The organism is Microvirga sp., assembly GCF_014699075.1.
In the GTDB taxonomy this organism is placed as follows: domain Bacteria; phylum Pseudomonadota; class Alphaproteobacteria; order Rhizobiales; family Beijerinckiaceae; genus Microvirga.
In genome coordinates this window covers 311960-330174 of record NZ_JACXAB010000003.1, presented here as the reverse complement: position 1 = coordinate 330174, position 18215 = coordinate 311960, and the positions used below count along the sequence as shown (strand labels likewise).

Annotated in this window: 16 protein-coding genes and 1 other RNA gene; 13 read left to right on the top strand and 4 right to left on the bottom strand. The window is 64.9% G+C overall.

Annotation, left to right across the window (positions count from 1 at the left end; genetic code table 11):
- Positions 1-2 precede the first annotated feature (2 nt).
- The 4 genes from IC232_RS07075 to IC232_RS07060 all read right to left on the bottom strand — a co-directional run bounded on the left by IC232_RS07075 (position 3) and on the right by IC232_RS07060 (position 3451).
- Entirely contained in the window at positions 3-1508 is a 1506-nt protein-coding gene (locus IC232_RS07075; RefSeq protein WP_190844222.1) for an efflux RND transporter periplasmic adaptor subunit, read from the bottom strand.
- An 81-nt stretch (positions 1509-1589) separates the two neighbouring features.
- Positions 1590-2357 (bottom strand): N-acetylmuramoyl-L-alanine amidase, encoded by a 768-nt coding sequence (locus tag IC232_RS07070; RefSeq protein ID WP_190844221.1) that lies wholly within the window; start codon positions 2355-2357, stop codon positions 1590-1592.
- Positions 2358-2361: 4 nt separating this feature from the next.
- Complete coding sequence (locus IC232_RS07065) at positions 2362-3087, bottom strand: TerB family tellurite resistance protein (protein WP_190844220.1); 726 nt, start codon at positions 3085-3087, stop codon at positions 2362-2364.
- 85 nt (positions 3088-3172) lie between these two features.
- Positions 3173-3451 (bottom strand): hypothetical protein, encoded by a 279-nt coding sequence (locus IC232_RS07060; protein WP_190844219.1) that lies wholly within the window; start codon positions 3449-3451, stop codon positions 3173-3175.
- A gap of 288 nt (positions 3452-3739) precedes the next feature.
- Between IC232_RS07060 and IC232_RS07055 the strand changes: the two genes are divergently transcribed.
- From IC232_RS07055 to murC, 13 genes are all read left to right on the top strand, one after another.
- Positions 3740-4534: a lytic transglycosylase domain-containing protein gene (locus IC232_RS07055; RefSeq protein ID WP_190844218.1), complete on the top strand. Its 795-nt coding sequence runs from the start codon at positions 3740-3742 to the stop codon at positions 4532-4534.
- Positions 4535-4633: 99 nt separating this feature from the next.
- Positions 4634-5025: RNase P RNA component class A (gene rnpB / locus IC232_RS07050), an RNA gene on the top strand.
- A 310-nt stretch (positions 5026-5335) separates the two neighbouring features.
- Complete coding sequence (mraZ, locus tag IC232_RS07045; RefSeq protein WP_190844217.1) at positions 5336-5833, top strand: division/cell wall cluster transcriptional repressor MraZ; 498 nt, start codon at positions 5336-5338, stop codon at positions 5831-5833.
- A complete protein-coding gene (gene rsmH / locus IC232_RS07040; RefSeq protein ID WP_190844216.1) occupies positions 5830-6879 on the top strand; it encodes a 16S rRNA (cytosine(1402)-N(4))-methyltransferase RsmH in 1050 nt (349 codons plus the stop codon). The genes mraZ and rsmH overlap by 4 nt, the downstream gene beginning before the upstream one ends.
- Positions 6876-7271 carry a hypothetical protein gene (locus tag IC232_RS07035; RefSeq protein ID WP_190844215.1) on the top strand — a complete coding sequence of 132 codons (396 nt, stop codon included), beginning with the start codon at positions 6876-6878 and terminating at the stop codon, positions 7269-7271. Before rsmH ends, IC232_RS07035 begins: the two co-directional genes overlap by 4 nt.
- 5 nt (positions 7272-7276) lie before the next feature.
- On the top strand, positions 7277-9043 hold the full coding sequence (locus tag IC232_RS07030; RefSeq protein WP_409564874.1) for a peptidoglycan D,D-transpeptidase FtsI family protein: 1767 nt from the start codon (positions 7277-7279) through the stop codon (positions 9041-9043).
- A complete protein-coding gene (locus IC232_RS07025; protein WP_190844213.1) occupies positions 9040-10509 on the top strand; it encodes a UDP-N-acetylmuramoyl-L-alanyl-D-glutamate--2,6-diaminopimelate ligase in 1470 nt (489 codons plus the stop codon). The genes IC232_RS07030 and IC232_RS07025 overlap by 4 nt, the downstream gene beginning before the upstream one ends.
- On the top strand, positions 10506-11939 hold the full coding sequence (locus tag IC232_RS07020; RefSeq protein ID WP_190844212.1) for a UDP-N-acetylmuramoylalanyl-D-glutamyl-2,6-diaminopimelate--D-alanyl-D-alanine ligase: 1434 nt from the start codon (positions 10506-10508) through the stop codon (positions 11937-11939). The genes IC232_RS07025 and IC232_RS07020 overlap by 4 nt, the downstream gene beginning before the upstream one ends.
- 3 nt (positions 11940-11942) lie before the next feature.
- Complete coding sequence (gene mraY / locus IC232_RS07015) at positions 11943-13028, top strand: phospho-N-acetylmuramoyl-pentapeptide-transferase (protein WP_190844211.1); 1086 nt, start codon at positions 11943-11945, stop codon at positions 13026-13028.
- A 5-nt stretch (positions 13029-13033) separates the two neighbouring features.
- Positions 13034-14425 (top strand): UDP-N-acetylmuramoyl-L-alanine--D-glutamate ligase, encoded by a 1392-nt coding sequence (murD, locus tag IC232_RS07010; RefSeq protein WP_190844210.1) that lies wholly within the window; start codon positions 13034-13036, stop codon positions 14423-14425.
- 3 nt (positions 14426-14428) lie between these two features.
- The gene (locus tag IC232_RS07005; protein ID WP_190844209.1) at positions 14429-15568 is read left to right on the top strand and encodes an FtsW/RodA/SpoVE family cell cycle protein; all 1140 of its coding nucleotides are present in this window, start codon (positions 14429-14431) and stop codon (positions 15566-15568) included.
- Positions 15565-16689 (top strand): undecaprenyldiphospho-muramoylpentapeptide beta-N-acetylglucosaminyltransferase, encoded by a 1125-nt coding sequence (gene murG, locus IC232_RS07000; protein WP_190844208.1) that lies wholly within the window; start codon positions 15565-15567, stop codon positions 16687-16689. The genes IC232_RS07005 and murG overlap by 4 nt, the downstream gene beginning before the upstream one ends.
- Positions 16686-18101 carry a UDP-N-acetylmuramate--L-alanine ligase gene (gene murC, locus IC232_RS06995; RefSeq protein ID WP_190844207.1) on the top strand — a complete coding sequence of 472 codons (1416 nt, stop codon included), beginning with the start codon at positions 16686-16688 and terminating at the stop codon, positions 18099-18101. Before murG ends, murC begins: the two co-directional genes overlap by 4 nt.
- Positions 18102-18215 lie beyond the last annotated feature (114 nt).

Genomic DNA, 18215 nt, shown 5'->3' with positions numbered 1-18215 from the left:
TCCTAGAACATCCGCGGCGGGCGCGGGCGGCGGTTGGGAGCGCCGTTCGTCTCGTCCGCCGCGTCGGCACGCGGCGCACCGATGATGATGGCAGCGCCTTCCTGCAGGTCGCCGCGAAGGATCTCCGTATAGGCTCCATCCGTCACGCCGAGCCGCACGGGCAGGGGCTGCGGATTGCCGTCGGGTCCGACGCGATAGATACGCGCTCTGGTGCCCTCGTCCTGCATGGATCTGGCCTGTTCGCCACGGGGCCGCCGCCGCGGCGCTTGGCCAGCCGTCGCCGTGCCGCTTCCGTCGCCAGCCTGCTCATCCGGCTGACGGGGCCGCCCTCTCGGCTGAGCGTCCGGCGTACCGTCTCCTGCCTCGGCCGTTGCCATCGCGACGGCGGGCCGGAAGCGCAAGGCGGCATTCGGAATGCGCAGCACGTCCTCGCGCTCGTCGGTGATGATCTGGAGGTTCGCCGTCATGCCGGGCAGCAGGGCCTGGTCCTGGTTGCGCACGCTGATGACCGCCGTGTAGGTGACCACGTTCTGCACCGTCTGCGCGGCAAGACGCACCATGCGCACCCTGCCGTCGAAGGTGCGGTTCGGAAAGGCGTTGACCGTGAAGGAGACCTTCTGTCCCTCCTTGAGACGGCCGACATCCGCTTCGTCAATATTGGCATAGATGTCGATCTCGCTCAGGTCCTGCGCGATGGTGAAGAGGGTTGGAGCGGAGAGCGAGGCGGCGACCGTCTGGCCGAGCTCGATGTCGCGCTTGATCACTACACCTTCGACCGGCGATTTGATCTCCGTGCGGCCGAGATCGATTTCGATGTCCCTGAGCTTCGCCTGCCGCTGCAGGATGATCGCCTCGGCGGATTTCACGTTCGCTTCCGCCAGTGCAAGATCGGCTCTGAGCCCTGCCGTCTCCGCCTGATTGGACGCAATCTGCGCGTCGGCCGAGGCCAGGTTCGCCGTTTGAATGTCGACCTGGGTGCGGGCCTGCTCGAGAGCGGTTTGCGTTCCCACCGCGCGCGCGTTGAGTTCCGTCTGCCGCTCGCTGCCGCGTCGGGCTTCCTCCAACTGGGCCTGAGTCCGATCACGCTGCGCCCGAAGGTCGGCGGCCTGTGCTTCGGCGCGTTGAAGTGCGGAGCGGGCCTTGTCGATCTGGGCGCGCCTGGTGTCGAGGTCAGCCCTCGCCTGAGCGAGATCCGCCAGCGCTGCATCCCGGCGCGACTTGATCTGCTCTCCATAAAGGCGGGCGACCACCTGGCCTTCCTTCACGGGTGTGTTGTAGTCGGCGAGGATCTCGACCACTTGGCCGGAGAGCTGGGAGCCGACGAGGACTGTGGTGACAGGGTTGAGCGTCCCCGTGGCGCGCACGCTCGCGGTGATCGGCCCGCGATCGACCGTGCCGAGGCGATAGGCTTGATCCGAGGCGTTGCCGCCCGTGGGCTTCCACAGGATGAAGCCGGCGCCTCCTGCCACCAGAACAATGACGATCAGCCACAACCAGACGCGACGCACCCGACAACCCTCAGCAAGACATGATCCTTCATGCGGGGCGATTGTGGCCGATTTCCTATAGCGTTGCGAGTTAACTCTTTGTCATGCGGCGGCTTGCGGCCGGGCTGCGATCAGGTTGCGCAGGGTCATGATCGTCGAGGCATCCGCGACGCCGTCGACGCGCTCGGGTCGGAAATGGCGCTGGAAGGCGGCGACGACCTTTTCCGTATCCTCATCGAAGACGCCGTTGATCTTCAGGCCGTAGCCGTACATCACGAGCATGGCCTGAAGCGCCTCGATGGGCATCCCCTGGTCGCCGCGCGAGAAGAAGCGACCATCGCTGGTTGCCGCCGGCGAGACCCAGTGGCCGACGCCCGCCTCGTGCAGGGTCTTCCAGGGAAAGAGCTCGCCGGGATCGACCTTGCGGCCGGGCGCCACATCCGAATGGGCGAGCACGCGCGTGGCCGGGATGCGCCAGCGGGTGACGATGTCCTTCGCCAGCGCCGCCACGCTCTCGATCTGACCTGCGGGGAAGGGCGGCAGGCCGCCGGGGTGGCCGGGATTGGCGATCTCGATGCCGATGGAGCTGGAATTGATGTCGGTCTCCCCGTCCCAGGAGGAGAGGCCCGCATGCCAGGCCCGGCGCGATTCCGGCACCATTTGCAGCACACGCCCGTCCCCGAACACGAAATAATGGGCGGAGACCTGCGAGACCGGATTGCACAGCCATTGCAGCGCTTCGCCCTCGTCGGGCATGCCCGTGTAGTGAAGGATGAGCATGCTGGGGCGCCGGCCGTCCTTGCGCTCCCCGTGATTGGGGGACGGAAACACCTTGGCGGCGACGGGGCTTTCCGGTGTCAGCGCGCTCATGCGGTCACCGGATGTTCCGCTCGGCGGCGATCCGCTCCCAGGCCGCGTTGATGGTGGCCACGCGCTCTGTGGCTATCTTCACGGCTTCCGGTGGCAGGCCGCGGGCGATCTCCCGGTCCGGGTGATTGTCGGCGACGAGCTTGCGGTAATGCCGCTTGAGTTCCTCGTCGCTCATGCTCCGGTCGGCATTGAGGATGAGATAGGGATCGTCCTTGCGCTTCACGTGGCGCGCGGCGATGCGCTCGAAATCCTTGTCCGAGAGGGCGAAGATCGTCGCCACGTCCTTGAGGTAGGCATATTCTGCCTCGTGAACGGCTTCATCCGCCTTGGCGATGTGGAACAGGCCGTCGAGCACGTCCTCCAGAAGCGCAGGCTCTTCGCTGAACTCTTCGTGGATCTGGCGGGCGTAGGCCTCGAACCCGTCCGAGGTCTGCATGGCGAGGTTGAACAGGCGCTCGACGCGTTCATGCTCGCTGTCCGGTACCTCGACGATCTGCTCGAAAGCCCGGACCTCCACGTCGACCACCACGCCGTCCGCCTTCGCCATTTTGGCGGCGAGTGCCACGAGCCCCATGGTGAACATGACGTCGCGCGGCGGCTTTCCGAACAAAGCGCCTTCGCGATCAACGAGAACATGGCCGGCAACGCCGCCCAGGAGAGCGCCAATCGGCCCGCCGAATGCGAGCCCGATGCCGGCACCGCCGAGCTTACCCCAAATCGACTGAATCATCTTATTTAAAGTCGTACGCCCAAGTGCAGGCAAAAGAAAAGGGGCCGAGAACGCCTCGGCCCCTGAAATTCGCTCGTGAGAGGAATTAGCGGCAGTACACGTTGCCGTAGACGTCCTGGTAGGTGCCGTAGGGGCAGGCCGGGCCGCGCGGAGCCGTCGAGGCACCCACGATTGCGCCGCCAGCGCCACCGATGGCCGCACCGGCCAGAGCGCCGCCTGCCGAGCCGGTCGCTGCGCCACCGATCGCCGCACCAGCGAGGCCGCCGATTGCGGCGCCGCCGACTGCACGCTCACCAGGAGTATTGCAGGCTGCCATCGAGAGGGTGAGGGCACCGGCGGCAATGGCTGTCATGATCTTCTTCATGGAGGCTTCCCTGTTGTTGAGCGGGCCATCGGCCCGGCGGTAGTTAGCTTGACCTTACGCTGTCGCCAACTCCTGGGCGGAGAAAGAGTTCCTCCAATGCGCAGGAGAGGGCGGGATTCAGAGCCGCTTCAAGGCTAGAATTGGGTTGTAGGGCCCAAGCCTCACGAAGACAATACGGTCAAGCTTGAACCTATTCTGAACAAAATTGTGCCGTGAGGCGCCACATCTTCGCCTCATTTCGCCGTCACCCAGCGCCCCCTCATGGTTACCGCCAGCTGGAGTTTCGGTTTGACTTGGCAACACTTCCTCAGAACGCTGGCAATTGCAGGTTTGGGCGCAGCCGCCCTCGTGGTGGCATCGCAGGCCCGGGCGAGCGGAGGCGAGAGCGCTCCCATCTCTCCCGACCAGGCCGAGCAGTTCCTCGGCGCTGCGGCGGCTGAAGCCGCTGCCTTCGCCGACGAGGAGGCTGCCGCAGCTTCTGCCGCGGAGGCGCCCGAGCCGGACGCCAAGGCTGCAGCCAAGAAGAAGTCGAAGGAAGCGGCTGCCTCCAAGGCTGCCAAGCCTCAGGCGGGCAAGGCGAACGAAGCGCAACCCGAGAAGATTGCAAAACTGACGGTTGCCCCCGAAGCGGCGGATCAGCAGACCGCGTCCCTTCCTGTGCCGCTGGTCGGCGCCGGGTCGAAGGCTCGCCTGTCCGATGCTGCGCGTGCCGGCGCGCTCAAGCCTCTCATTGCCCGCTATGCCTCCGAGAACGGGCTGCCCTATGAATTGGCCGATGCCGTGATCCGGATCGAGAGCCGCTACAATGCCGGCGCCCGCAACGGTCCGAACGTGGGCCTCACCCAGATCAATGTCCGCACGGCGCAGTCGCTGGGCTACAAGGGCGATGCCGCCGGGCTTTTCGCTGCGGAAACAAATCTCCGCTATGGCCTCAAATACCTGGCCACTGCCTATAAGCTTGCGGGCGGCGACACATGCGGCACGATCCTGCGCTACCAGTTCGGCCACCGAACCCAGACCATGACGGCCGCATCGCGGGCCTATTGCGCCAAGGTCAAGGTGATCACGGCGGCTGCCGATTAGAGCATCAGGCCCAAAAGTGGATGTGCACTTTTGGGATCAATCCGATGCTCGGCTCTTCGCCCTTGACGGCAGGACCCTTTTGGCACCACATCCCGTCCGTCAGCCGGCCGGGCGGCCGCTTCGAGTTCGCTCGGGGAGGAAAGTCCGGGCTCCATGGAAGCAAGGTGCCGGATAACGTCCGGCGGGGGCAACCCTAGGGAAAGTGCCACAGAAAGCAGACCGCCTCGCAAGGTCTCCGGACCCCGAGGTCAGGGTGAAAGGGTGCGGTAAGAGCGCACCGCGGACGCAGCAATGCGGACGGCATGGTAAACCCCACCAGGAGCAAAACCGAATAGGGACGACAGGCGCTCGCGCCAGGCCCGCTTCCAGGCTGGTCGTCCGGGTTGGTTGCTTGAGGCGTTCAGCAATGATCGTCCCAGAGGAATGGTCGCCACGTCCGAAGTCTTAGACTTTGGGCCCTACAGAACCCGGCTTACAGGCCGGCTGACCCCATCTATCCACAGGCCACAATCTGCAAGAAAGCGGAGCAAACCTTTGCTCCGCTTACGATTCATTAACCGTAAATGCGTCTCATGGGGAACGCATGCCATGAGGCCTGCGCTCCACCTCCGTTCCGTTGACGACCATATTATCCCATGTTATCCCAAACCATCCCGTCGACGGTGTCTTCCGAAGAGGGCGTCAAGCACACAAGAAATGCTGGCGTTCTGCTTCTGAAAGTCGCGTCACCACCGAGAACGGGTGGCGGATCCACAAGATCCGCCTGGGGGCTGACAATCAGGAGCGTGCGAGCTGCGGCCAATGAACCGCTTCGTGTCCAATTTCACCAACAAGTTGGATTCGAAGGGTCGCGTCTCGATCCCCGCATCCTTCAGGGCCGTGTTGGCCCGGGATGGATTCGAGGGGCTCTACGTACATCCGGCGCTCGATGCGCCGGCGCTGGACGCAGGCGGCAACGTGCTTCTGAACGAGATCGATGCGTTCTTGTCGACGCTGTCGCCCTATTCGGACGAACGGGATCAGCTGTCGACGGCATTGTTCGGGACCAGCGAGATTCTGAAGGTCGATCCGGAGGGGCGTGTCATCCTGACGGACACAGTAAAAGTGCATGCCGGGATCGGCGATACGGTGACGTTCGTCGGACTTGGTCACAAGTTCCAGATTTGGGAGCCCGAGCGCTTCCGTGCGCACTTGGAGGAGGCGCGCACGAAGGTCAGAGACCTGAAGAAAGCATTGGGCAATCGAGTTTTGGAGCCAAGGCTAGTGCAGAACACCTCACCAGGAGTGCGGGAACGATGATGGGACGCGGCGACGGCCCAGGAGCCGGAGCCGCTGGCGGACCGTCCCGTCACGTTCCTGTTCTCCTGGCGGAGGTTGGCACAGCGCTCGATGCAAATCGCGGTGGCGTTTTCATCGATGGCACGTTCGGCGCAGGCGGCTACACGCGCGCCATTCTCGATGCCCATCCGCAGAACAAGGTGATCGCCATCGACCGCGATCCCGATGCGATTGCCGGCGGTGAGGCGCTAAGCGCCAAATTCAAGAAACGTCTGATGCTCGTGCCGGGCCGCTTCGGCGATCTCGACGAGATTGCACGCGCGCAGGGGTTCGACAGCGTCGACGGCGTCGTGCTCGACATCGGCGTGTCGTCCATGCAGCTCGATCAGGCCGAGCGCGGCTTCTCGTTCCGCAACGAAGGCCCGCTCGACATGCGCATGGAGCAGTCGGGCCCGAGCGCGGCGGATTTCATCAATGAGGCGTCCGAGGCCGAACTCGCCGACATCTTCTATCATTACGGAGAGGAGCGGCGCGCCCGCGCCGTTGCGCGCGCGGTGATCGAAGCGCGGCGCCGCCAGCCTTTCGAGACCACGCGGCAGTTGGCCGATCTGGTAGCCTCCCTGATTCGGCAGGAGCCCGGCGGCATTCACCCCGCCACACGCGTGTTCCAGGGGCTGCGCATCGCGGTGAACGACGAGCTCGGTGAGCTGGTGCGCGCCTTGCATGCGGCTGAGCGCATTCTCAAGCCGGGCGGACGTCTCGTGGTCGTGACGTTCCACTCGCTTGAAGACCGCATCGTGAAGCAGTTCTTCAGCGTTCGCACCGGGCGCGCACCCACCGGCTCGCGCCATCTGCCGACCGCAACGGCCCCTGAAGCGACTTTCGATGCGATCACCCGCGGGCCCATTGCTCCGAGCGAGCAGGAGATGGCGCGCAATCCGCGGGCGCGCTCAGCGAAGCTGCGCGCAGGTGCCCGCACCGATACGCCGCCGCAGGAACCCCTGAGCGCCATCACCATGCTGGCCGAACTGCCGCAGACAGCCGAGAAAAAGGGAGGGCGCCGGTGATCCGACTGCTCCATATCATCGCGATCTCCGCCCTCATCGCATCGGCGGGCTATGCCTATTCGGTCAAGTACGAGACCCTCTACTATGTGGAGCAGGTGGCGAAGCTGAAGTCGCAGGTCAGCCGTGAGCGCGAGGCTATCGCGGTTCTGCAGGCCGAGTGGCAGTATCTCGACCGTCCGGACCGCCTCCAGGAGGCCGCCGACAAGCACCTCGATCTACAGGCGCTGAAGATCCAGCAGCTCGCGCGTCTGTCCGACCTTCCGAACCGGCCGTCCCGCGAGGACGAGATCGGCCGCAAGCTCGAAGCGCTCGGGTTGCTTGAGCCGACATCGACGCCGAAGGACAGGAATTCGGCCGCCCGCACTCCGACGACTCAAACTCCGAAACGGTGAGCCTCGTGTCGCAAGAGCCCCAAACCGAATGGCAGGGTCAGCCCACCCATCAAAAGCGCGGCGTGCTCGGTCACGCCCGCGAGCTGTTTCGCCTGCGCCATGACAAGAGCACGTCGCGTGTCGGCCTCGCGGCCGTATGTTTCGTTGGCCTGTTCAGCCTGATTGGCGGGCGCCTCGTTCATCTCGCGGTGACCAGCGAGACCACCAGCGAAGTGCGTCGCGTGATGTCGTCCGAAATCTCCGCTGCGCGTCCGGACATCGTCGACCGCAACGGGGAGATTCTCGCCACCGATGTGAAGATGGTGTCGGTGTTCGCCGAGCCGCGCAACATCGTCGACAAGGACGAGGCGGTCGAGCTGCTGACCGCCGTGCTGCCGGATCTCGACGCCACGGACCTGCGCAACAAGCTCGGCACCAAGAAGGGCTTCGTCTGGGTCAAGCGCGAGATCACGCCGCGCCAGCAGGCGGAGGTGCACCGCCTGGGCATCCCCGGCATCGGCTTCCTGCCTGAGAACAAGCGGGTCTATCCCAATGCCGAGGCCGCCGCTCACGTGCTCGGCTTTGCCAACGTGGATAATGTGGGCATCGCCGGCATCGAGAAATACATCGACAGCATGGGCCTGCAGGACCTCAACGGCGCAGGCTTCAATATCTCGGCCGCCGACCTGAAACCGATCCAGCTCTCCCTCGATCTGCGCGTGCAGCATGCGTTGCGCGACGAGCTTGCGAAGGGCATGGCGAAGTTCAAGGCCAAGGCCACGGCCGGCGCGATCCTGGACGTGAACACCGGCGAGATCATCGCCCTCGTGTCGCTGCCCGACTACGATCCCAACAATCCGGTCGACGCGCTCGACAAGGATCGCATCAACCGCATCAATGTCGGCGTGTTCGAGATGGGCTCGACCTTCAAGGCGCTCACCGTCGCGATGGCGCTCGACTCCGGCAAGTACAACATCAACTCGACCTTCGACGCACGCTCCGGCCTGCGCTACGGCAAGTTCACCATCGGCGACTATCATCCGACCCGGCGCGTTCTCTCCACGCCGGAAGTGTTCGTGCACTCGTCGAACATCGGCACCGCCCGCATGGCGCTCGGCATCGGCGTCGAGGGCCACAAGGCCTTCTTGCGCAAGATGGGCCAGCTGACCCGTCTCGAGACGGAGCTGCCGGAAAGCGCCCTGCCGATCGTCCCGCCGCGCTGGGGCGAACTCAACACGATGACCATTGCCTTCGGCCACGGCCTTGCGGTCGCGCCGCTGCAGGCGCTCTCCGCCGTGGGCGCGCTGGTGAACGGCGGCGTCATGATCAAGCCGACTTTCCTGAAGCGCACGCAGGATGAGGCGCGCCAGAACGCCTTGCAGGTGCTCAAGCCCGAGACCAGCGAGGCCATGCGCTATGTGATGCGCCTCAACGCTTCGACTCCGGAAGGCTCGGCCGGAAATGCCTCGATCGCGGGCTTCTTCGTCGGCGGCAAGACCGGCACCGCCGAGAAGGTGATCAACGGCCGCTACGCCAAGAACAAGAACTTCACCACCTTCACGGCCGTGGTGCCGTCCGACAAGCCGAAATACGTTTTCCTCACCATCATGGACGAACCGCAGGCGGTGGAAGGCACCTATGGCTTCTCGACCGCAGGCTGGAACGCGGCTCCCGTGACGGGCAACATCATCGAGCGCATCGCGCCGCTGCTTGGCGTGCCGCCGCGCTTCGAGCCGCCGGCGCAGCCTTTCCCGCTCATGTCGCGCCTCGGCGCCTGGGGCAGCAACCGATGAACGCAAGGTCCGTGAATCTAGGCGATCTTCTCGATCTCGCGGCAGGCGACGCTCAGGCGTCCCTTTCCATCTCCAAGATCGCGTCCGACAGCCGCAAGGTGGAGCCCGGCACCCTGTTCTTTGCCGTGCCCGGCACCAAGGTGGACGGCATGAGCTTCGTCCCGCAGGCAGCGGCTGCAGGCGCGGTCGCCATCGTCGGCGAGGCTGAGCGCCCGTCGGATCTGCCAAACACCATTGCCTACATCCAGGTGAAGGACGTGCGCCGGACGCTCGCTCTTGCAGCGGCAAGGTTTTATCCGAAGCAGCCCGAGAAGGTTGTCGCCGTCACGGGCACGAGCGGCAAGAGCTCTGTGGCCGATTTCATCCGCCAGCTCTTCGCGCATCTGGGCTATAGATCCGCCAGCGTCGGCACGCTTGGCATTATTACGTCCGACGGCGCAGCGTATGGCTCGCTCACGACGCCCGATCCGATCTCCCTCCACGAGAGCTTCGACCGCTTGGCCAATGACGGCGTCACGCGCCTTGCCATGGAGGCCTCCTCGCACGGCATCGACCAGCGCCGCCTCGACGGGGTGCGTTTGCAGGCAGCAGGCTTCACCAATCTCGGCCGCGACCATCTCGATTATCACGCCACGACCGAGGCCTATGCGGCGGCAAAGCTTCGCCTCTTCGATACGCTTCTGCCGCAGGATGCGCCCGCCATCATCAATGCGGACGGCCCTTATGCCGACGTGTTCCTGCATGGCGTTCGCAATCGTGGGCTCGAAGTCATCACAACCGGCAGCATGGGCGAGACTATCCGTCTCGTCGAGGCACGCACGGAGGGCTTCACGCAGGCCCTGACCATCGAAGCCTTTGGGAAAACGTTCCAGACAACGCTTCCTCTTCTCGGTGCCTTCCAGGTCGAGAACGCGCTCGTCGCCGCAGGCCTCGTGCTGGCCGTGGAAGGCGAGGGCAGGGCGGCCGAGGTGTTCGAAGGGTTCAAAGGATTGAAAGGCGTGCGCGGCCGCCTGGAGCAGGTGGGCGAGGTGGACGGCGCCATCTGCATCGTCGATTATGCCCACAAGCCCGATGCGCTCGCGCATGTGCTCGATGCCCTGCGTCCCTTCGTGACGGGAAAGCTGTTCTGCATCGTCGGCTGCGGTGGCGACCGGGATCAGGGAAAGCGCCCGCTCATGGGGCGCATTGCCAACGACAAGGCGGATGTGGTGATCGTCACAGACGATAATCCTCGCTCCGAGGATCCGGCTACCATCCGGGCCGAGGTCATGAAGGGCGCGCCCCGCGCCAGGGAGATCGGCGACCGCGCTCAAGCCATTCGCACCGCCGTGGGCGAGCTTCGCCGGGGCGATATTCTGGTCGTGGCCGGAAAAGGCCATGAAACGGGCCAAATCATCGGCGACCGGACCCTGCCGTTCTCGGATCATGACGAGGTTCGGGCGGCTATTGCAGCGAGGCAGGGATGAATTCACCCCTTTGGACGAGAGACGAGATTGCAGCCGCCACCGGCGCGCGCATCGGCAGCGGCTTCGTGCAGGCGACGGGTGCATCCATCGACACGCGCACGCTCGAGCCCGGCGATCTGTACTTTGCCATCAAGGGTGACGTGCATGACGGCCACGATTTCGTGACGGCAGCCCTGGAGAAGGGCGCCTCGACTGCAATCGTGTCCGAGGAAAAGGCTCCTGAATTCGCAGGCTCCGACAGGCTGATCGTGGTGCCCGACGTGCTCGATGCCATGCGCCAGCTCGGCCGCGCGGCCCGCGCCCGCACCAATGCCAGGATTGTCGCGGTCACGGGCTCGGTCGGCAAGACCGGCACGAAGGAGGCCATGCGTGCTGCGCTCTCCCGTCAGGGCGCGACCCACGCATCGGTTGCCTCCTACAACAACCACTGGGGCGTGCCGCTCACGCTCGCCCGCATGCCGCGCGAGACCGAATTCGGCGTGTTCGAGATCGGCATGAACCATGCCCACGAGATCCTGCCGCTCGCCGGCATGGTTCGTCCGCATGTGGCGGTGATCACCACGGTCGAGCCCGTTCATATCGAGTTCTTCCCGTCGCTCTGGGGCATCGCCGACGCCAAGGGCGAGATCTTTTCAGGCTTGGAGTCCGGCGGCACGGCGGTGATCAACCGCGACAACCCCTATTTCGAGCGCATGCGCGCCCATGCCTATGCCTCCGCGGCCGGCCGCGTCATCACCTTCGGCGAACACGAAGCGGCGGATATCCGCGCGAACCGCATCATCGTGAAGCCCGATCACTCCGTGGTCGACGCGACGATCTTCGGCAAGCCCCTGACCTATAGGATCGGCACGGCAGGCCGCCACCACACCCTCAACTCCCTGAGCGTGCTCGCAGCCTCCCATGCGCTCGGCGCGGACATCGCCCTGGTGGCGCTCTCTTTCGCCGAACTGAAACCCCCGGTCGGGCGCGGCGAACGCACCATGCTTAGCGTCGGCGAGGGCGAAGCCCTGCTGATCGACGAGAGCTACAACGCCAATCCGGCCTCCATGCGCGCTGCGCTCGCCAATCTTGGCGCAGTCGAGCTTGAGCGCGGGGCGCGGCGGATTGCCGTGCTGGGCGACATGAAGGAATTGGGCGAGACAGGGCCGCGGCTTCACGCGGAACTGGCGGAGGCGGTTCATGCGAATGGGATCGACCAGGTCTTTGCCGCCGGCGCCCTGATGCAGAACCTCGTGGATGCGCTGCCGAAATCGCTCGTGGCCGCTCACGCGCAAAGCTCCGCCGATCTGGTCGACGCGGTTTGCGCGGCGGTTCGCCCCGGCGATGCGGTCACCGTCAAGGGCTCGCTCAGCATGAAAATGGCTCTGGTTGTCAAAGCCTTGAAAGAACGTTACGGCGCGAGCGCAACGGCCCACGCGCTGAAAGGATGATCGATGTTAACCTGGTTGGCTGAGCTCAGCCCCTATTTCAGCCCCCTCAACATCTTCCGCTACATCACGTTCCGCACCGGGGGCGCGACGGCGACCGGCATGCTGTTCGTGTTCCTGTTCGGACCCGCGATCATCTCGCTCCTGCGCGTGCGTCAGGGCAAGGGGCAGCCGATCCGCGAGGACGGGCCGCAATCGCATCTTTTGACGAAGCGCGGCACGCCCACCATGGGCGGCCTGATGATCCTTGCGGGCGTGCTGGTCTCGACCCTGCTCTGGGCGAATCTCGAGAACCACTATGTCTGGGTCGTGCTGTTCGTCACCGTGGGCTTCGGCGCCATAGGCTTCTACGACGATTACCTGAAGGTCACGAAGCAGTCGCACAAGGGCTTCTCCGGACGCTCGCGTCTCACCATCGAGGCGATCATCGCCGTCGTGGCCTGCCTGGCGATCTCCTACATGGCGACGCCAGGACTGGCGAACAAGCTGGCGCTGCCCTTCTCGAAGGACCTCATCATCAATCTCGGCTGGTTCTATGTGATCTTCGCCGGTTTCGTGATCGTCGGCGCCGGCAACGCAGTGAACATCACCGATGGCCTCGACGGGCTCGCCATCGTGCCGGTGATGATCGCGGCAGGCACCTTCGGCTTCATCGCCTACCTGTCCGGTAACGCGGTGTTCTCCAACTACCTGCAGATCCACTTCGTGCCCGGCACCGGCGAACTCGCGGTGCTCTGCGGCGCGCTGATCGGCGCGGGCCTCGGCTTCCTCTGGTTCAATGCGCCGCCGGCGCAGATCTTCATGGGCGATACGGGCTCGCTCGCCCTCGGCGGCATGCTCGGCGCCATCGCGGTGGCGGCCAAGCACGAGATCGTGCTCGCCATCGTGGGCGGCCTGTTCGTGCTGGAGATCCTGTCCGTGATCATCCAGGTCACGTCGTTCAAGCTCACCGGCAAGCGCGTCTTCAAGATGGCGCCGATCCACCATCACTTCGAGCAGCTGGGCTGGACCGAGCCGCAGGTGGTGATCCGCTTCTGGATCATCGCCGTGGTGCTGGCGCTCACCGGCCTCGCCACCCTCAAGCTCCGGTAAGACGCATGACACCCGTCACCTCCTTCGCAGGCAAAACGGTTGCGCTCTTCGGCCTCGGCGGCTCGGGGCTGGCCACAGTGCTTGCCTTGAAGGAGGGCGGCGCGCGGGTGATCGCCTGCGACGACAATCCGGCGAAGATGGCGGAAGCCGGTGCAAAAGGCATCGAGACTGCCGACCTGCGCCAGATCGACTGGTCACAGGTCTCGTCCTTCATCCTCTCGCCCGGCGTGCCGCTCACCCATCCCGAGCCGCACTGGTCGGCGAAGCTGGCGCGTGAGGCCGGCGTCGAGATCATCGGCGATATCGAGCTGTTCTGCCGCGAGCGCGCGAAGATTGCGCCGAACGCGCCCTTCGTGGCGATCACCGGCACCAACGGCAAGTCCACCACCACGGCGCTCATCGCCCATATCCTGCGCGAGGCGGGCCGCGACGTGCAGATGGGCGGCAATATCGGCACGGCGATCCTGTCGCTCGCGCCGCCCGCTGACAACCGCATTCATGTGATCGAGTGCTCGTCGTTCCAGATCGACCTCGCACCGTCGCTCGCGCCCACCGTCGGCGTCCATCTCAACCTCTCGCCCGACCACATCGACCGGCACGGGACGATGGAGCTCTATGCGGCGATCAAGGAGCGGCTGGTGGCGAAGGCGGGTCTCGCCGTCATCGGGGTCGACGATCCGATGAGCCGTGCGATCGCTGAGCGCTGCGAGGCCAAGGGCGTGAATGTCGCCCGCGTTTCAGTGGAGCCGTTGGGCGTGAAGGGCATATTCGCAGATGAAGATACTCTCGTTGCGGTGACGGAGTCCGATACAGCCGCGGTCGCCAATCTGTCGGGCATCGGTTCACTGCGCGGCGCGCATAATGCGCAGAACGCCGCTGCAGCGGTTGCCATTGCCCTGGCGTTGAACGTGTCCCCGGAAAAAATCCGCTCAGGGCTCCACACCTTCCCCGGCCTTCCGCATCGCATGGAAGAGGTTGGTCGTATCCGTGACGCTCTCTTCATCAACGACTCCAAGGCGACCAATGCGGATTCCACCGAGAAGGCGCTGAAATCCTTCGATGACATCTTCTGGATTCTCGGGGGCAAGGCGAAGGAAGGCGGCATCGAGCCGCTGAAGGCCTACTTCCCAAAGATCCGCAAGGCCTACCTCATCGGTGCTGCTGCGGATGAATTTGCGAAGACGCTCGGCTCGGATGTGCCGCACGTTCATTGCGGCACCCTCGACAAGGCTGTGGAGCAGGCGGCATCGGACGCACAGGCGCTTGGCGCTCATGCCGTCGTGCTGCTGTCGCCTGCCTGCGCGTCCTACGACCAATTTGCCAATTACGAAGTGCGCGGAAACCATTTCCGCGATCTGGTCCGGGCATTACCCGGCATCGAAGCCAGGGGGGCTTAGACAATGGTGTCACGCGCGGAACGCTCGGCTTTCGGCGATTGGTGGTGGACGGTCGACCGTTCGCTTCTCGCAGGCCTCGCCATCCTCATGCTGGCAGGCCTCGTCTTCCTCATGGCCGGTGGCCCGCCGGTGGCGGAGCGGCTCGGCCTCTCCACCTTCCACTTCGTGAACCGTCAGGTGATGTTCCTCGTCCCGGCCGTGTTGATCACCATCACCGTCTCGTTCCTGTCCCTGCGCCACCTGCGCCGTCTCGCTCTGCTGGTCTATGCGCTGGGGATGGTGATGATCCTTTTGGCGTTCCAGTACGGCCCCGAGATCAAGGGCGCCCATCGCTGGATCATGATCGGCCCCCTCGGCCTGCAACCGTCCGAGTTCGTGAAGCCCGCCTTCGTGGTGCTCTCGGCCTGGGCCTTCTCGGAGGGCGCGCGGCGCAAGGACGTGCCGGGCACGCTCCTGGCGTTCCTGCTCCTGCCCGCCACCATCATCCCGCTCATCCTGCAGCCCGATTTCGGCCAGACCATGCTCGTCACCATCGTATGGTGCGGCCTGTTCTTCGTCGCCGGCTTGCACTGGTTCTGGGTGATGGGCCTTGGGGGCGCCGGGCTCCTCGGCATTGGAGCGGCTTATCAGTTCCTGCCGCACGTGCGCGCCCGCATCGAGCGCTTCCTCGACAAGGATTCCGGCGACACCTTCCAGGTCGACACCGCCATGGAATCCTTCTCCCGCGGCGGATGGCTCGGGCGCGGTCCGGGTGAGGGCTCGGTCAAGCGCATCCTGCCTGATGCCCATACCGACTTCATCTTCGCGGTCACGGCGGAGGAGTTCGGCATCATCGTGTGCATCGCGTTGCTCATGGTCTTCGCCTTCATCGTGCTGCGCGGTCTCACGCTGGCTCGCCGCAACGAGGACACCTTCTGCCGCCTCGCGGCTACGGGTCTCATCTTCATGTTCGGCCTGCAGGCCTGCATCAACATGATGGTGAACGTGCATCTCATGCCGGCCAAGGGCATGACGCTGCCCTTCATCTCCTATGGCGGCTCGTCGCTGCTCTCGCTGGCGCTTGGCATGGGCTTCCTCATCGCGCTCACGCGGCGGCGCCCGCGCGCCGAGATGATGGACCATTTCGGCCAGGATCGACTGTGAAGATGAACGCTCCTCTCATCCTCCTGACCGCCGGCGGCACCGGCGGTCATCTCTTTCCGGCGGAAGCGCTCGCCAATGCCCTGAAGGCTTCTGGAGCCCAAGTGGCGCTCGCCACCGACAAGCGCGCCAACGCCTATGCGGGCTCGTTCCCGGCCGACGAGATCGTCGAGATCCCCTCTGCCACCCCGTCGGGCCGTTCCATCCCGCAGATGGCGAAAGCCGCGCTGATGCTCGGGCAGGGGACCCTGAAATCCATGTCCGAGATCCGCCGGATGAAGCCCGCCGTGGTCGTGGGCTTCGGCGGCTATCCCACCGTGCCGCCGGTCATCGCCGCCTCGCTCCTCAAGGTGCCGACGGTGATCCACGAGGCGAACGGCGTCATGGGGCGGGCCAACCGCCTGCTCGCCCGCCGCGCCACGGTCATCGCCACGGGCTTTGCCGGCATCAAGGGCATCCCGGCCAGTGTGCCGGGCAAGGTGATCCACACCGGCAACCCGATCCGCCCCGCGGTGCTGGACGCGGCCAAGCAGGCTTATGCCTCGCTCGGCCCCCAGGACAAACTGCGCCTTCTTGTGGTCGGCGGCAGCCAAGGCGCCCGTGTGATGAGCGACGTGGTGCCGCCCGCCATTGAGGCTCTGCCGCAGGAGCTCCGCTCGCGGATTGTCATCACCCAGCAGGCGAGGGGCGAGGATCTGGAGCGGGTGCGCGCCCAATATCAGCGCCTGAATGTGGAATTCGAGGCCGAGCCCTTCTTCAAGGACCTGCCGCACCGCTTGTCTCAGGCCCATCTCGTCGTCTCCCGCTCCGGCGCCTCGACCGTGGCGGAGCTTGCCGTGATCGGCCGCCCCTCGATCCTCGTGCCTCTGCCGGGCTCCCTCGATCAGGACCAGGCGGCCAATGCCAAGACCCTCGGAGATCGAGGCGCCGCCATCGTTTGTCCGCAATCGGACTTCACCCCTGAGCGGCTGGCCGGCGAGATTCAGGCCTATTTTCAAGAGCCTGACCGCTTGACCCAGGCCGCCGCCGCCGCACATAGCGCCAGCATCACGGATGCGGCTGAGCGCCTGGCTCAGGCCGTGCTCACCCTCATTTCTGCGAACAATAACGGAAAAAGCCCATGAAACTGCCGCCGAAGCTTGGACCCATTCACTTCATCGGCATCGGCGGCATCGGCATGTCGGGCATCGCCGAGGTCATGCACAATCTGGGCTATACGGTTCAGGGCTCCGACGCTGCCGACAATTACAACGTCAAGCGTCTGGCCGACAAAGGCATCAAAACCTTCATCGGCCACAAGGCCGAGAACGTGGACGAAGCCGAGATCGTGGTGGTTTCCACCGCCATCAAGCGCGACAACCCGGAACTGGTCATCGCCCGCGAAAAGCGCCTGCCGGTGGTTCGCCGCGCTGAGATGCTGGCCGAGCTCATGCGCTTCAAGTCCTGCGTGGCGGTGGCCGGTACCCACGGCAAGACCACCACGACCTCGCTTGTCGCGACGCTGCTCGATGCAGGCGGCCTTGATCCGACGGTGATCAACGGCGGCATCATCAACGCCTATGGCACCAACGCCCGCATGGGCGACGGCCAATGGATGGTGGTGGAGGCGGACGAATCCGACGGCACCTTCCTGAAGCTCCCGGCCGATGTGGCGATCGTGACCAACATCGACGCCGAGCATCTCGATCATTTCGGCACTTTTGACGCGATCAAGGATTCCTTCCATTCCTTCATCAACTCGATCCCGTTCTACGGCTTTGCCGTGATGTGCATCGACCATCCGACCGTGCAGGACCTCGTGGGCCGCATCGAGGACCGGCGCATCATCACCTACGGCGAGAACCCGCAGGCCGACGTGCGGATCATGGATGTGGATCCGCGCGGCGGGCAGACCAAGTTCCGCGTGATGATCCGCGACCGCCGTCCCGGCTTCCGCCTCGAACTCGAAGACCTCGTGCTCCCGATGCCCGGCGCGCATAATGCGCTCAACGCCACGGCGGCCATTGCCGTCGCGCATGAACTCGGCGTCTCGCCCGATGCGATCCGCAAGGCGCTCGCCGGCTTCGGCGGCGTCAAGCGCCGCTTCACCCGCACGGGCGAGTGGAACGGCGTCACTGTGTTCGACGATTACGGCCACCACCCTATCGAGATCGCCGCGGTGCTGAAAGCCGCGCGCGCTTCGACGGACGGGCAGGTGATCGCCGTGGTGCAGCCGCACCGCTATTCGCGCCTGTCGTCCCTGTTCGATCAGTTCTGCACCTGCTTCAACGATGCGGATGCGGTCATCGTCGCGCCGGTCTATGCGGCGGGTGAGCAGCCGATTCCCGGCATGGATCGCGACGGTCTCGTGTCGGGCCTGAAAGCCCGCGGTCATCGCAACGTGATGGTGCTTGAAAAATCCGAAGACCTTGCCAACCTCGTGAAGGGCGTGGCGAAGCCGGGCGATTACGTGATCTGCCTCGGCGCCGGCAACATCACCCAATGGGCCTATGCCCTGCCGGGTGAACTCGAGCATCTGGGCGAGAAGGCAGCTTGAAAATCTGTGGGGCGACACAAGGTTTCCTCATCCTGAGGAGAGCGCAAAGCGCTCGTCTCGAAGGGCGAGGAAACCGCTTCCAGTGCTCGCTGGAGACGCCCTCGTCCTTCGAGA